Source organism: Lachnospiraceae bacterium KGMB03038 (assembly GCA_007361935.1).
Lineage (GTDB): Bacteria > Bacillota > Clostridia > Lachnospirales > Lachnospiraceae > Massilistercora.
On record CP041667.1, the window covers coordinates 2,891,564 to 2,906,167 of the forward strand.

Here is a 14,604-nt window from a genome sequence, read left to right on the forward strand (position 1 = left end):
CAATACCTGAGGCGGCCCCGTTCTTGATATATCAGCAAGGTTTGTTGATCCGGATGAAGCCGCTTCCCTGAAGGAAGCAAATTTTCACAGTTTCCCTCACAGTTTCGGTTCTGTCTTTATCCGCCGGATCCCCTTAAGCGCGGAAGACACGGTCACCCTTAGTTTATCCCGCTTTTTCAAGCGGATCACCGTAAACGGAATCTATTCTGTATAAAAAACTATATGGATTCCTCCCAAACTGTGGTATGATGGAAACATCAAAACCGTCAAATGGGAGGAATCCTTATGAATAAAAAACGAATTGCAATGATCGTGATCGTCATAGCCTTACTGGCGCTTTTTCTGAAATACAGTGATTCGATCTTTGGAACATTCACAAATCTTACCGGTATTGTCCGTCCGCTGCTGATCGGATGTGTCTTCGCTTATGTCCTGAATATCCTGGTCACCAGAATCGAGCGGCTTCCTTTTTTTGCCGCTCCCAGCGCCCCTCTTTACCGGGTGCGGCGCCCAATCAGCATCCTTTGCTCTATCGGGCTGATCCTCGCGGCCATTACCCTGATCATCCAGATTGTGATCCCGCAGCTTGCGGACGCCATCGGCGTATTGGTCAAAGAAATCCCATCGGCTATCTCTCAGCTGATCACCTGGATCTCTTCCCGCAGCAAAGATTGGCCGCAGCTTGAGAAATTCCTGGAATCCTTAAATGTAGACTGGCCCCAGCTGCTTCAGCGCGCCGCCTCACACTTGACCAGCGGGCTGAGCAATATTTTCTCATCTACCGTATATATCCTGGGCACTATTGGATCTATGATCGTAACTTTGGTTGTGGCGCTGATCTTCTCTATCTACATATTGTCTGGACGAGAACGGCTCTTCCGTCAATTTCAGACGGTAGCGGAAACCTATTTGAAAAAGAAATGGTACGACCGGCTGGCGCTGGTGATCTCTACGGCCCATGATACCTTTACCCGCTTTATCATCGGCCAGTGTACGGAGGCCGTGATCCTTGGCGCCCTTTGCACCATCGGCATGTCAATCTTCCGCTTTCCCTACGCAAGCATGATCGGCACCCTGATCGGGGCCACTGCCCTGCTTCCTGTTGTAGGCGCTTACCTGGGCGCGTTTATCGGAGCCTTCATGATCTTTACTGTAAATCCTATCCAGGCGCTTGGATTCCTTGTATTCATCGTAGTTTTACAGCAGATCGAAGGCAATCTGATCTATCCAAGAGTGGTAGGCTCTTCTGTAGGACTGCCCGGTATCTGGGTATTGACTGCCGTCACCATTGGCGGCGGCTTAAGCGGTGTTGCGGGCATGCTGCTGGCTGTCCCTGTCACAGCCACGTTATATAAGCTGCTCCAAAGAGATGTACGCAGGCGCAGGGCTTTGACAGAAACAGGGGCGCAGGATTAATTGGAGACCGTGACCAGGCAGGCCATTGCCACAGCGGAAATGTCGTTTATATAATTGAGCATGGAAGCCATCTGCTTCTTCTGGGGATCCTTCTGGATCTCCTTTTTCATCGCTTTTAGTGTCGCCTTTACCTCTTCGCCTTCGTATTTGGAAAAATACTGATACAAATTCTTCGTCTCCTGTAAAAGGAAGACCAAGGCCGTATCATGAGCGGACATTTCCCGTGTCTGTGTTACCGCTTCCTTGATGGCACCGATCAAATCATCTTTATACTTTTTATCCGGGGTATAGGTGGTCTTTTTTCCAAAGAATCCAGCCTTTTCTTCTGACGCTACCCCTTGTGCCGTCAACGCCTTCCCCATCTTATCTATCAATTCTCGCATCCTTGTGCCTGTCGAGATCAAATAATCGCTCATCAACCGGTTGGTGGCGCGTGGTTTTTCTTCCAAATATGTGTATAAAGGTCTCAAGTATTCCAGCTCCTCTGGAAGTTCTTTACGTATGCTGATCTTTTTCTTTTCCAGTGTGATCACTTCTCCTAGCAGTAGGTCCATTACTCCCGCCGCCATCAATCCCGCATTGGATTCATTCCTTCGCAGCGGCGGAAGGTTCCCTCTCTCGTCCACCGCTAGTAGATAGTATTCTTGTATCAAAGATGTTCTGTCCATGGTTACTCCTCCTTTTCCTCCTGCTTTAAATCTAAGGGCATTATAGCATACCCCCCCCCCGGTTTTTCCAGGGGTTTTGCGGCTACCGCAGGAGTTCCAGACAAAAGCAAACCCTTCGGCTCTCTTCTCCCTGGACCGCTTCCGCTTCTGGAAGCATTTTCGCTGTCAGTTTTCCGCCCAGCTCTTCCGCCAGGGCTTTGGCGATGGTCAGTCCAAGTCCTGTTCCGCCCCGGCCGCGGGATGTGTCCCGCATATAGAACCGGTCAAACAGCCGCGGCAGATCCTCTTCCCTTAAGCTGTGGGTATCATTGACAAACAGGATTGCCACACGGCCCTTTTTTTCTTCCATCGCTATCCGAAACAGCGTATCTCCATAGCGCTGTACATTCTGGAACAAGTTGAGGCAGATCCGCTCCAGCGCCCCTGCCTCTCCGATCGCCCAGACTGGATGTTCCGGCAGCTCGATCTGAATCCTCAGACCCGCTTCTTCTATCGGCTGGTAATTTTCCGCGAAAAATTCCCGCAGAAATCTTGCCACATCCAGTTTCTCTGTCACCACTAAGTAATCTTTGGCGTAAATCCTGGAGAAATCGTAGAATTGATCTGCCAGTTTCCTCATAGCTTCCGCCTTCCGCTTCACAATCTCTATCGTCTCCGCCGCTTCCGTGTCTCTGCCCTCACAGGGCGCGTTTGACTGCTGGTACAGCTTAAGGTATCCCAGGATCACCGTCAATGGCGTGCGCAGGTCATGGCTGATATTTTCAATCTGCTTCTGGAAATCTCGTTCCCTTCTCTCGTAACGCTGGCGCTCCTGCTGTATCCCTTCCAGCAGCCGGTTCAACGAACACAGTAATTTTCGTAAACAGGGATCTGGCACCGGAAGATGGAACTTCTGATTCTGAGTCAGGTCCTGCTGTACCCAGTCCAAATCTCTCCCTATAGCTTTGAGCGCAGATACCAAGGTCAGATATCGAAAGGCAAAATAGCCTCCAGTCACGATAGATATGCAAAGTAATACAAGATACAGCATGAACGTTCCTCCCAGTCATTTTTTGCAAATTCCTTTATAGGTCTCTTTTCTTTAGAAGCTTCATTCCTAAAATTCCAAAAACAGCCGTTCCCGCCAGGCCGGAGATCAGACAGCGGGCCGCTCCTTCTGCTGTGTCCCAGGCCGTGAGACATTCCCGTGTGTTGACGTTCGCTCCATTTGTAATGTCAAAAAAGTTGGCCGGCATCCACAATGCAAGATCATAGACCATATCAAAGCGAAACCCCAGATACATCAGCAGTTTAGGTACGAAGATCCAGACAGAAAGCCAGACCAGGATACTCGTTCCGCTTTTGTCAAAAAACTCCAGAAACAAAACGCCGGAGACCAGGCCTGCTGCCGCGATCAGATAGACCATTGGGATCTCCATGAGCAGGTCGCTAAGCTGGACCGGTCCTTCTTTGGGAAGCAGCATTTCCGCGCCGAGGATCCAGACAGCCACCACAACAACCATCACAACCGTGGCCGCCAGAAGAGCCACCACACATTGTCCCGCAAAAATCTTTGTTCTTGGAACTCCTGCCGCTACGGTATTCTTCAGATTGCCATTTCTTCTTCCGCCTTCATAGAGGAAAATCACCACCATACCTCCCATGAATCCAAAAAGCATCGGGCTGGACACCAGATTCGAATAAGAAAAAGACGTATTCCTGTATGGACCTCCAAAAAAGTACAGGAGCACTTGCAGAAGAACTGCCAGGGACGCCAGGATCCCGGCGGTCAGATACATCTCTTTTGTATGGGTTACACGGTAAATCTCACTTTTTATATAATTCAGCATGTTACACACCCCGTTTCTTTAATTCCATATAATATTCTTCCAGAGAAGACTGAATGGTCTTCATCTGTGTGATGTAAATCTGATGCTCCAGCGCCAGACGACTATAGAGCTCCATATCTTCTCCCGGATCCTCAATACAGATGCTGTGATCCGGAAGAATCTGATACCGTTTATCCGGAAAGGCGCGTTCAAATACCGCCGCGTACTTTTCTATATCCGAAAGGGTAATCTCCACCCGATCCACACATTTTTCACGCAGACTCTGAGCGCTGATCTCTTCCAGCAGGGCGCCTCTGTTTAAGAATCCATAGACATCCGCCGTCTGTTCCAGCTCAGATAAAATATGGCTGGAAATCAGGATCGTAATATTTTTCTCCCTGTTCAGCTGGTGAAGGATATTGCGAAATTCTATGATGCCGCTTGGATCAAGGCCATTGATTGGTTCATCCAACACCAATACCTGGGGCGCCCCAAGCATAGCGATCGCCAGGCCAAGACGCTGCTTCTGTCCCATAGAGAGATGGGCGCATTTATTCCGCCGCTTCCCAGATAATCCGGTCAACTCCAGCGCCTCGCCCACTCTGGCGCGCTCCGGGATTCCTTTTTGGATGGCGTAATAGGTCAGCGTCTGCTCCACCGTCATATTGGGAAAAAAGCCCGGCTGTTCAATCATAAATCCCATGTTCCCGCGACATTCGTCCAGAGCCTTCGTTTCAAACTCTCCCAGCAGTCGAATCTCTCCTTCAGTGGGAAAACTCTGTCCCGCCAGTAATTTCAACAGCGTGCTCTTCCCTGCCCCATTGTCCCCTACCAGCCCATAGATACATCCGTTTCTCACATGCAGATCCACATGCTCCAATGCCGTAAAGGTTCCGTATCGCTTAGTCAGTTGTTTTGTCTCAATGACAGATGCCATCTTGTCTTCCTCCAATCCCGCGTCCGCACAATCAAAGGCAGATGCGAAAAATACGTCTGTCAATAAGCAAGTATCTTTCCTATTGACAAACGTATTTTATCCTTTCTCCTTTTAAGAAGTCATAAAGAACTTTTAAAGACCCCATAAAGTTCCAAGAATATTTTTAAGCTTTCACTGGAGCTTAAATCCAATCCCATATACGGTCTGGATATATTCATTCTCCGGATCTACCGCTTTCAGTTTCCTGCGCAGATTACTGACATGGACGTTGACCGTATTATTTTCCCCATAATATCCGCCGTGCCATACCAGTTCATAGAGATTTTCCCGGGAATATACCTTATCTGGATTCTGCATCAGCAGGAACAGAATATCATATTCATGAGCCGTCAGTGACAGTTCCTCTCCGCCTGCCACAGCCCGGCGGGCCTCTGGAAACAGGACCAGATTCTTATGGGACAGACTTCTCGGAATCTGGGGATTCTTTCCAGCCCTCCGCAGGGCCGCCTGCACTCTGGCAAGAACCTCCTCTGGCTCGAAAGGCTTTGTGATATAATCGTCAGCCCCGATCTTTAGCAGCGTCACTTTGTCTGACAGACTGTTCTTCGCTGACAGCACCAGGACGGGAACGTCATACTGAAACTGCTCCCTTATTTTCTCCAGTAGTTCTTCCCCGGACATGCCGGGCAGCATAAGATCCAGCAGGATAAGGTCCGGCACGCTTTTCTCCAGCAAAAGTTCTGCTTCTGTGCCGGAAAATGCCTGACAGGTCCTGTAGCCCGCCTCCTGTAGTATCTTCACCAGCAGGCCGCTGATGTCTGGCTCGTCTTCGATGATCATAATATAAGACTGCATGTTGGTGTCCTTTCTGTGTGGGCTGAATTTGATCAATGATGGTTGTCAGAGACATCCCCATTTTCTGATAAATGCTACAGATGTCTTCTGATTTTTTCAATCAATCCCTGATCTGCCGGAAGCCAATCCACATCATCTAAGGTTTCTGCTGTAAGCCATCTTGCGGCTTCATGTTCTTTCAAGATCAGATCGCCGGATTTGACGGTACAGAAAAAACAATCCATGGAGAGATGAAAGTCTGGATAGTCGTATTCTACAGTATCCAGAAGATTTCCCACTTCAATTTCCGTATCTAGTTCTTCCAGAATTTCTCGCCTTAATGCTTCTTTGGAACTTTCACCTGGCTCTACTTTTCCTCCGGGGAACTCCCATCCGTCTTTGAATTCTCCATAACCACGTTGCGTGGCGAAAACTTGATTCTTATGTACGATAATCGCAGCGACAACTTTTATAGTTTTCATAAATTTACTTCCTCCATTAGTTATTTACAATGTATTCATAAATATCCTCTCGAACGGACGTCTCTAATTCCCAGACAATTTCTACCGCTGTTTTATCTGTATTTGCCATTACAAACTCTTTTGCCTCTCCTGTAGCATACATTTTCCCAAGATAATAGAATTCTTTCGATATCTTATCATCCTTGTTTTTACGGACAAACAATTCCACATCAATTCCACGTTCCTTAGCATGAAGAAAATTCTGTACATCTTCAGAAGCAATGGTCCGACTTTGTTTTGATATGGCAATCAGGCGACTAGGACTTTCAAAATGATCCTCGTATTTAATTGTATCCTGGATGTTCTCTGCCTTGTCATAATTAATAAATACCGGAAATGTTTTTGTCTTCCTATCATATTTGTATCCGCCAATGTTTAATGGCACTTCGTTATGTTCCCAATTTAAAAGGCGGCAAATATCCTCATATGTATATTTTTGATACAATACGAAATTAGTATCTTGATACCGATAACTATAGTTTACCTTATACCTTGAAATGCCAAATTCGATTAGCTCTTTTAAAATTGCTGTAAACTGTGGATTTTGAAGCATTTTCCCAAATCCATCAGCAATTTCATAATCTCCATCTGTTCCTTTTTTTAAGAATATACAATTTGCATAGGTTTTCTTCCCGGAACCAGAAGGAAATTCGTTGGTCATTACATTTACCACATTTTTGATAGATTTCTCCTGTAAGCCAATTCCATAATTTTCTAATAGATCCTTTTTCCATAACCCAAAAAAGCTCGATCTATAACGAAGAATTCGTTCCAGTAATGCAAGTTCATGGATTCGTTTTCCACTTGCCAGCTTTTTCGATATAAACTCAATGACCTGTTCTTCTTCTTTTGAAAGTCTGATAGTATATTCTTTCTCATACTTTACAAGAAATTTGTAATACGAACCAAGACTTCCGTTATCAAAAATCCGCAGGACGTCCATCTCTCCATATTTATCAAAATCTTTCAAGGCAGGTATTCGTCCCAACTTATTTTTTAAATTCTTATAATTTTCTTTAATTAATTTAATGTCGCTAAAGTTTGCTGTATCGATCGCAGAAAAAATACGTTTTCTTGAAATCTCATCAAAATGGATGGTGGAAGAACCTGGTATAATTCGTTCTCCTTCCAACACATAACGCCTAATGTTATCCTTGTTATAACTTCGGTCTCCTGACAGCGCAATGGGAATCATAAAATTATTTTTGTAGTTCCCGATAAAATCAAGAATCACTACATATTCTTTTGTATCTGCTTTACGCAATCCTCTCCCCAACTGCTGCACGAATACAATTGGTGATTCTGTCGGTCTTAGCATAATCACCTGATTGATTTCCGGAATATCTACCCCTTCATTAAAGATATCCACTGTAAAAATATAATCTAATTTCCGCTCCCCTTCATCCAAGACAAGTCGTTCTATTGCCTGTTCCCGTTGGTTTTGACCGTCCTCTCCTGTAAGTGATAGAGTTTTATAACCTCTTTCGTTAAATTTCTCACTTAACGCAACTGCTTCTTTTTTGGAGCTACAGAAAACTAAACCCTTGGGGCTTTTTCCGCAATATCCATAATATTTAATCTGACTGATTACATAATTTACCCGTTCATCTGAGGTCAGCCGATTAAAGTCTTTCAATCCTGTTTCTTCATCAACAGGCTCTCCATCAAACTCTAAATCCGTAATTCCAAAATAGTGAAATGGACACAATAAATCTTCCTCCAACGCCTGTTGAAGTCGAATCTCGTAAGCAATATTATGGTCGAAAGCGGCATATACATCAAAATCATCTGTACGCTCTGGAGAGGCCGTCATTCCCAACCAAAACCGCGGCGTAAAATACTTCATAATATTCTGATAACTTGAAGCGCCTGTGCGATGCGCTTCATCTATAATAATCGTATGAAACTCATCTGGACGAAAAGAGTGAAGGATTTCTGACTTCGCCATCATCTGCATTGTCGAAAATAAGTAATCCACCTGAAAATCTTTCGAGTTTCCCGAAAGTAATCCAAACGTTCTAGTATCTCCAAATACCTTTTTATAACTTTTTATCGCTTGCTTTGCAATCTGTTCTCTATGCACCAAAAACAACACTTTTTTCACTCTATTTTCCCGCAAGGCAAATGCAGAAGCATAAGTCTTTCCTGTTCCAGTGGCCGAGATTAAAAGTGCCTTTGATTCTCCTGCCTCTTGAATCTTACGTAAATTAGAAATAAACCCTAACTGCATAGAATTAGGTTCCAAGCGATATTGCTCGATTGAAGGAATCTGTGCACTTTTTGCAATTTTATGTTGTTTTTGAATCACACTATAATTTAGCGAATATTCTTCGATAAAATCCTGATAATCTTCCGCATATTTAGAATCCCATAATCCAGAGAATTCTACCATGAGTTCTTCTGCATATTCTCCTTGATCTGTAGAAACGACTTTTGTGTTCCACTCTCGATTCCTTGTCAATGCATTTAATGTAAGATTAGAGCTCCCCACAATAATGCGATAAACTTCTTCATTTTTGAATATATAACCTTTCGTATGAAAATCTTCCTGGGCCGGTCCTGTCCGAAACATTTTCAAGGTAATATTACTTAACTCTGCCAGTTTTCTTAAGGCCATTGGCTGTGTAAAATTCTGATAATCTGTTGTAAGAATTTTCCCTGGGATATGCCTTCTTTCTAATTCCTTTAAGGTCTGAAGAAGAGGCGTCACTCCTCCCATAGTAATAAATGCGACACTGATAGAGAATTCTTTGCACGCTAACAGCTCATTCTCCAAAGATGAGAGCACTTTACGCCCTTCTCTGTAATTGTTAGAAATAAACTGCGGTCTGTAAGCTAAATTTGATGGATTCCGGCCATCAATAAACGCTGTTGTCAAACCAGAAGTAAGTCTGGAAATTTGAATATTTTCCATAATAAACCTTCTCCTTTACAATTAATACTCTAAATTAGTAATGGGATTATATCCTATGCCTCTTTAAAGACGATCCCTAAACTTCGAGGATTGTTACTCCGAAATCATGAATCGTAAAATGTCTTCATATGTCACCAATGCAACGTTCCCGCTCCTGCTTGCCGCCTCAATACAACCTTTCGTGAATCCGCTCTTTGCAAATAGGTACAACTGTGTATTTTCGTAATGAAACAGCTGACTCCTTTTCACCAATGTTTCCAAAGCTCCTACATCTACTTTCTCATTTGTCCATTTGCACTCGCCAAACAAAGCCGTGTTCTTGTCCTGTTCTCCCATAATATCAATCTCTGCTTGTTTCTTTTCCGTCGGATCAGTTCCCCACCAACGGCCAAGCCCTGTAAATTCAACCGAAGATTTACCCTTTAATAACAATTTCCAAAGATACTGTCTGCAGATCTCCTCAAATACTTTTCCCATATAATCAGACAGACATGGTTCAATTCGATTATATACCAGGTCAGCCGCTCCCCTTGCAATAACCGAACTATTTGCCGGTACAAAACGATACCAAAACCGGAACATATTATCATCAATCGCATAAATAGACTTTCTGGAAGCCTTTTCCCCATAAGGCGTCTCTTTTTGGACAAGTCCAAGTGCAATCAGATTTTTCAGATAAGTGGCACAGACACTGGTATCTTCTCCGACTTTTGTTGATATTTCCGCCATACGGGAAGCACCGTTTGCAATCGCCGTAATAATCGCATTGTATAGTGCCGGTTCACGCACTTCCTGCTTCAACAGATTCTCTGGTTCTTCAAATAATGACGAGGTAGGGTTTAGAAACGTATTTTTTATGTTATCCGAAATACTGAGCTTATCGTTCATTTGTAATAAGTACTGCGGTGTACCGCCTGCAATTCCATAAATCAGCGCTTTCTCTTCATCAGAGAAATTTTTAAAATAGCGGCAGGTATCTGCAAAATCGAAAGGTAATATTTTCATCTGCGCGGTCCGTCTGCCATATAACGGGGCCTTATATGCCAATACATGGTCTTCCATATAAGACATAGAAGATCCGCAAAGTATCAGCATCAATTTAGATGTATCTTTATATTTATCTATCAAAAGCTGCAGCGTAGACGCAAGGCTCTTGGACGTTCTGGCAACATAAGGATACTCGTCGATTACAAGAATCAGACGTTTTTTTTCAGCTAATTGAAACACATATTCCAGCGCCGCCTGAAATGACAAAAATACCGTATCTGCTTGAATTCCCAAGCCACACTCCACAATATTTTTACTGAAGTTTTCCAAATTCTGCTTTGCGTTGCTTTCAATCCCCATAAAATAGATTGCTGTTTTATCACTGATAAACTGATTGATAAGCGCTGTTTTCCCTACACGACGACGGCCATAAATCACAGCAAACTCGAATTTATCTGACATATATAATTTATTCAACACGGACATTTCTCGCTCTCTGCCAATAAACATCTTTCAGCCTCCAATAGATAGTTTCATATTAACTATAATATATCACCGCGTCGCATTTTAGTCAATTACGATTTACCAAATCTAAAATAACGAAATTCCCTGTGCAATCCAATCAAAATCACACAGGGAATTCATAACAGAGCCTTTCTCTATCCTTCTACCTTCTCCTCCCATTCTTATCAAATGTCCGCCTCAGCGCCATCTCCGTTGGAATGATCGATCCCACCAAAGATACCATCTGCACTCCACAGATGATCCCTCCTACCGTTCCTACCACGTCGTCATTTTCCCCTAGCACAAACAGCATTGGGATAACCGAGAACGGCAGTAAGATCAGCCCTGAGATCCGCCAGATCCTTCCGCAGTATTTATGCGCAAATTCCCAGGTATCCTGATTTTTCATGGACATTTTGGTCCGATAGCCAAATACCATATTAATATCACCTGGTATGCTTTTCAAAAAGCATTGGCCGAAACCGATCATCGTGGCCGGAATCAAAAGATCCATGATCAGCATAAAAATCCAAAATCCCATCCCCGTCAATCTTTCCGCCTCCCATCCATATATCGGCCCGCACTTCTATACCGACACCGATCTCTCACCTATCTCTGCTCTGCCAGATCCTTCAATGTCTGTCCTGTGATCCGGTATGTGGTCCATTCATCCATAGGCTCTGCCCCAAGAGAGCGGTAGAAATCAATGCTGGATTTATTCCAGTCCAGACACCACCACTCCAGACGCCCGCAGCCTCTCTCCACAGCGATGGCCGCAAGCTTTTTCAAAATCGCCTTGCCATAACCCTTGCCCCGGAATTGAGGCAGAACGTATAAATCTTCCAGATAGAGTCCCGCTCTTCCAAGGAATGTAGAAAAGTTGTGGAAGAATAGAGCAAACCCTATCTCCTGGCCATCCTCCATGCCAAAGATCACTTCCGCCTTCTGCTTATCGAAAATCCACTCTTCTAACAATTCCTCTGTAGCCACTACTTCCTGTTCCATTTTCTCGTATTTCGCCAGTTCTTTGATAAATTTCAGAATCAGCCCTGTGTCTTTTCGCTCAGCATAGCGGATTGTAAACTCCTGCTCCATTTTTATTCCTCCATTCTATCTCCTGTTTCATCAAATACACTTCTACCGCCTTTGAATATGGATAACCCTGGGTCTTATGAAATTCCAGGTAAGACTTATCCTGTTCATAGATCTCCCCGATCGTTCTTCCCGCGTATTTCCCCTTTGGAAAGCAGATCTGCCCCAGTTCAGCAATCGTCTTCTGCCAGTAGATTTCTTCATACAGACGTTCTTCCCCTTCCAGACATTCCGCATTCAGCCTCTGGAACCACTGGGCGAATTCTGCCCTTGTCATCTTCCACGTCTGCTCCCTGGTAATTCCATTTTCATCCATATCCTGGACTTCGATCACAAGAACTTCGTTTCCTGCCGCAGTGTCCTTTTTGGCGTAATTTATCAGATAAAGCGTTGCCCGGAAATCATTTCTGGCCCGCCACAATGCCAGGAACTTTCTCTTATTCTTATCCCAATACCGATTGGGATGGCTGGTATGGGGCGTTACTTTTTGCTTCTCTTCACACAGCAGATATTCAAAAATAATATAGCCGTACTGCGGATGCTTCTGAAGCCGCTCAAAATTGATGGCCGCAGTCGGCATATCCCCCAGCATCTCCTTGGAAAATTCAAAACCACACTCATCATAATGTCCCAGCTTTTTACTGTCCTTTGCCATCTCTTTTTCCCTTTCTTTAGTCTTTTAACTCGCACCGCATCTCATACCACTGTTCGCCGCCCCAGCTTGATCCCGATATCCCACAATTCTGGAACCCCATTTTTTCGTACATTTTCACCTTTTCTTCCAAACAGGTCAGGATCAAAGTCTTTCTTCCTTTTTTCGCCTCCCGCTGCTGATACTGGAACATCAATTCAGACGCCAGCCCCTGACGGCGGTACTGCGGCAGCACGTCCAAGCCAAGAAGCATGATATTTTCCCCTGTCGGATCATAGAGTTTTGCGTCCTGGAAAAACGCGTCTCTCAGCCGCTCCTCGTTGGTTGCCAGGCCGTTTAAAAATCCGGCGATCCTTCCATTTTCCTTGTCCACTGCCACCAGGAATAACTCCGGCGCTGTGTTTACGCGCTCCTTCATCATCGCCGCGGAACAAGCTTCATTGGGCGGAAAACAGATCCTCTCGATCTCCGCCGCCTGATCCGCCTCATGGGGAAGAATATTTCGGAATTCGCAGCGCTCTTTAAGTTCTTTATTCAACATCTGGTCTTCCAGTTTCTCGTTATACATGACAGTGCCTCCAGTTTTGCTCTTTTCTTTATAGACTTATTTTACACTTCTTTCCAGCAGTTGCAAATTAAAAAATCCAAAAACAGTATTTACAAGAATCCTTTTCTGTTATATAATCTGCCCTTGGATTTTGTGTTCAGAAGGGATTCTATTTATGAAAACAGTTCAGCATGATATGACGGCAGGAAGCCCGATGAAGATTATCCTTAGCTTCACTCTGCCGATCTTTATAGGAAATGTATTTCAACAGTTTTACAATATGGCGGATGCGGTGATCGTAGGGAAATTTGTAGGGACAAAAGCCCTTGCGGCAGTCGGAAGTACGGGGACCATCATGTTCTTGATCTATGGATTTGTCGTGGGGATGACGGCAGGATTTACCGTATTGACCGCACAGAAATTCGGCGCCGGCGATATGCCTGCCATGCGAAGGACTGTTGCTGGCGCCTCCATTCTATCTCTGATCGTGGGATTGATCCTGACCGCGGCGTTCATGCTCCTGATGAAGCCCTGGCTTCATCTGATGAATACGCCCTCCGATATTTTTGCGGATGCTTATGCCTATATTATGATCATCAGCGGCGGTATTCTTGCTCAAATGCTGTATAACCTGCTGGCCAGCATCCTGCGCGCACTGGGCAACAGTAAAGTCCCCTTATATTTTCTGATCCTGTCAGCCCTGCTCAACATCGTGCTGGATCTTGTCTTCATCATCGCGTTTCATATGGGCGCCGCCGGGGCTGCCGTTGCTACCGTTATCTCCCAGGGAGTATCTGGCGCGCTCTGTTTTGTTTACATTGTAAAAAAGGTTCCGGCATTAAAAATGTCAAAAGAAGACTGGCATCCATCGGGGTTCCTCCTAAAAATGCAGATCAAAATCGGCATTCCAATGGCACTGCAGTATTCCATCACCGCCATCGGGACCATGATGGTACAGACTTCCCTGAATATCCTGGGTTCTACCCTTGTAGCCGCGTTTACGGCCGCAGGCAAGATCGAACAGATCGTGACACAGGCATACCTGGCCTTGGGAACAACCATCGCCACATTTGCGGCCCAGAACATGGGCGCCGGCAATATCCGCCGCATCCGGCAGGGATTTAAAGCCTCTACCCTGATCGGGATCATTTACTCTTTTCTTGCGGCCGCCCTTGTTATGACAGTCGGAAAATATATGACCTACCTGTTTGTATCTGAAAATGTGGAACAGATCATGAATTCCGTAGATATCTATCTGAAATGTGTAGGCATGTTCTTTATTCCTCTGGTGATCGTAAATGTCTACCGTAACGGCATCCAGGGACTGGGCTATGGCCTGCTTCCTATGATGGCCGGCGCAGCGGAACTGGTGGGACGAGGCGCCGCCGCGGTGATCGCCGCCGGACAAAAGAGCTATCTGGGCGTATGCCTGGCAAGTCCCGCCGCATGGGTATTGGCAGCAGTGCTTTTGATCGTCATGTATTATTATGTGATAAAAGTGGATCTGAGGAAGATATTTCCGGAGGGGGATGGGGAGATTGCCATCCGTCAGCAGGTCCCTCAAGCATAAGGGATTTACTTTATAGAGCCCGCTCAAGATTAAACCAGTCCTGGTTTTCTGTTGAGGGGGCTTTCTTCATACATAGGAATCTTTCACCGAAGAATCAAGATATGATATAATTATAGGAAAATCCAACGTATCTCATTCTTAGAATCCTTGATAG

At 45.0% G+C, this 14,604-nt stretch carries 14 protein-coding genes; 2 read left to right on the top strand and 12 right to left on the bottom strand.

Annotated elements, in window-relative coordinates; genetic code table 11:
- The first annotated feature begins 270 nt into the window (after positions 1 to 270).
- On the top strand, positions 271 to 1,416 hold the full coding sequence (locus FND36_14275) for an AI-2E family transporter (GenBank protein ID QDW75100.1): 1,146 nt from the start codon (positions 271 to 273) through the stop codon (positions 1,414 to 1,416).
- On the opposite strand, the gene FND36_14280 is transcribed toward FND36_14275, so the two are convergent.
- The 12 genes from FND36_14280 to FND36_14335 form a co-directional block, all read right to left on the bottom strand.
- The gene (locus tag FND36_14280) at positions 1,413 to 2,084 is read right to left on the bottom strand and encodes a GPP34 family phosphoprotein (GenBank protein ID QDW75101.1); all 672 of its coding nucleotides are present in this window, start codon (positions 2,082 to 2,084) and stop codon (positions 1,413 to 1,415) included. The two genes, FND36_14275 and FND36_14280, sit on opposite strands and share 4 nt — an antisense overlap.
- 82 nt (positions 2,085 to 2,166) lie before the next feature.
- A complete protein-coding gene (locus FND36_14285; GenBank protein QDW75102.1) occupies positions 2,167 to 3,114 on the bottom strand; it encodes a HAMP domain-containing histidine kinase in 948 nt (315 codons plus the stop codon).
- Between the two features lie 34 nt (positions 3,115 to 3,148).
- Positions 3,149 to 3,913: an ABC transporter permease gene (locus FND36_14290; GenBank protein QDW75103.1), complete on the bottom strand. Its 765-nt coding sequence runs from the start codon at positions 3,911 to 3,913 to the stop codon at positions 3,149 to 3,151.
- Between the two features lies 1 nt (position 3,914).
- Positions 3,915 to 4,829: an ABC transporter ATP-binding protein gene (locus FND36_14295; GenBank protein QDW75104.1), complete on the bottom strand. Its 915-nt coding sequence runs from the start codon at positions 4,827 to 4,829 to the stop codon at positions 3,915 to 3,917.
- Between the two features lie 171 nt (positions 4,830 to 5,000).
- Positions 5,001 to 5,684, bottom strand: coding sequence for a response regulator transcription factor (locus FND36_14300; GenBank protein QDW75105.1), 684 nt, complete (start codon positions 5,682 to 5,684; stop codon positions 5,001 to 5,003).
- 74 nt (positions 5,685 to 5,758) lie between these two features.
- Positions 5,759 to 6,145, bottom strand: a complete 387-nt coding sequence (locus tag FND36_14305; protein QDW75106.1) for a (deoxy)nucleoside triphosphate pyrophosphohydrolase — start codon at positions 6,143 to 6,145, stop codon at positions 5,759 to 5,761.
- Positions 6,146 to 6,161: 16 nt separating this feature from the next.
- Positions 6,162 to 9,098 (bottom strand): DUF3427 domain-containing protein, encoded by a 2,937-nt coding sequence (locus FND36_14310; protein QDW75107.1) that lies wholly within the window; start codon positions 9,096 to 9,098, stop codon positions 6,162 to 6,164.
- Positions 9,099 to 9,191: 93 nt separating this feature from the next.
- The gene (locus FND36_14315) at positions 9,192 to 10,595 is read right to left on the bottom strand and encodes an ATP-binding protein (GenBank protein QDW75108.1); all 1,404 of its coding nucleotides are present in this window, start codon (positions 10,593 to 10,595) and stop codon (positions 9,192 to 9,194) included.
- 157 nt (positions 10,596 to 10,752) lie between these two features.
- The gene (locus tag FND36_14320; GenBank protein QDW75646.1) at positions 10,753 to 11,130 is read right to left on the bottom strand and encodes an SdpI family protein; all 378 of its coding nucleotides are present in this window, start codon (positions 11,128 to 11,130) and stop codon (positions 10,753 to 10,755) included.
- Between the two features lie 68 nt (positions 11,131 to 11,198).
- Positions 11,199 to 11,684 carry a GNAT family N-acetyltransferase gene (locus FND36_14325; protein QDW75109.1) on the bottom strand — a complete coding sequence of 162 codons (486 nt, stop codon included), beginning with the start codon at positions 11,682 to 11,684 and terminating at the stop codon, positions 11,199 to 11,201.
- On the bottom strand, positions 11,653 to 12,336 hold the full coding sequence (locus FND36_14330; GenBank protein ID QDW75110.1) for a hypothetical protein: 684 nt from the start codon (positions 12,334 to 12,336) through the stop codon (positions 11,653 to 11,655). The genes FND36_14325 and FND36_14330 overlap by 32 nt, the downstream gene beginning before the upstream one ends.
- Positions 12,337 to 12,352: 16 nt before the next feature.
- A complete protein-coding gene (locus tag FND36_14335; protein QDW75111.1) occupies positions 12,353 to 12,901 on the bottom strand; it encodes a GNAT family N-acetyltransferase in 549 nt (182 codons plus the stop codon).
- A gap of 154 nt (positions 12,902 to 13,055) precedes the next feature.
- Here FND36_14335 and FND36_14340 point away from each other — a divergent pair, with 154 nt between their 5' ends.
- Complete coding sequence (locus FND36_14340) at positions 13,056 to 14,450, top strand: MATE family efflux transporter (protein QDW75112.1); 1,395 nt, start codon at positions 13,056 to 13,058, stop codon at positions 14,448 to 14,450.
- Positions 14,451 to 14,604 lie beyond the last annotated feature (154 nt).

Coding starts and splice junctions, on each gene's coding strand:
- FND36_14275 (QDW75100.1), top strand. CDS start 271: ATGGGAGGAATCCTTATGAATAAAAAACGAATTGCAATGATCGTGATC.
- FND36_14280 (QDW75101.1), bottom strand. CDS start 2,084: ATGGACAGAACATCTTTGATACAAGAATACTATCTACTAGCGGTGGAC.
- FND36_14285 (QDW75102.1), bottom strand. CDS start 3,114: ATGCTGTATCTTGTATTACTTTGCATATCTATCGTGACTGGAGGCTAT.
- FND36_14290 (QDW75103.1), bottom strand. CDS start 3,913: ATGCTGAATTATATAAAAAGTGAGATTTACCGTGTAACCCATACAAAA.
- FND36_14295 (QDW75104.1), bottom strand. CDS start 4,829: ATGGCATCTGTCATTGAGACAAAACAACTGACTAAGCGATACGGAACC.
- FND36_14300 (QDW75105.1), bottom strand. CDS start 5,684: ATGCAGTCTTATATTATGATCATCGAAGACGAGCCAGACATCAGCGGC.
- FND36_14305 (QDW75106.1), bottom strand. CDS start 6,145: ATGAAAACTATAAAAGTTGTCGCTGCGATTATCGTACATAAGAATCAA.
- FND36_14310 (QDW75107.1), bottom strand. CDS start 9,098: ATGGAAAATATTCAAATTTCCAGACTTACTTCTGGTTTGACAACAGCG.
- FND36_14315 (QDW75108.1), bottom strand. CDS start 10,595: ATGTTTATTGGCAGAGAGCGAGAAATGTCCGTGTTGAATAAATTATAT.
- FND36_14320 (QDW75646.1), bottom strand. CDS start 11,130: ATGGGATTTTGGATTTTTATGCTGATCATGGATCTTTTGATTCCGGCC.
- FND36_14325 (QDW75109.1), bottom strand. CDS start 11,684: ATGGAGCAGGAGTTTACAATCCGCTATGCTGAGCGAAAAGACACAGGG.
- FND36_14330 (QDW75110.1), bottom strand. CDS start 12,336: ATGGCAAAGGACAGTAAAAAGCTGGGACATTATGATGAGTGTGGTTTT.
- FND36_14335 (QDW75111.1), bottom strand. CDS start 12,901: ATGTATAACGAGAAACTGGAAGACCAGATGTTGAATAAAGAACTTAAA.
- FND36_14340 (QDW75112.1), top strand. CDS start 13,056: ATGAAAACAGTTCAGCATGATATGACGGCAGGAAGCCCGATGAAGATT.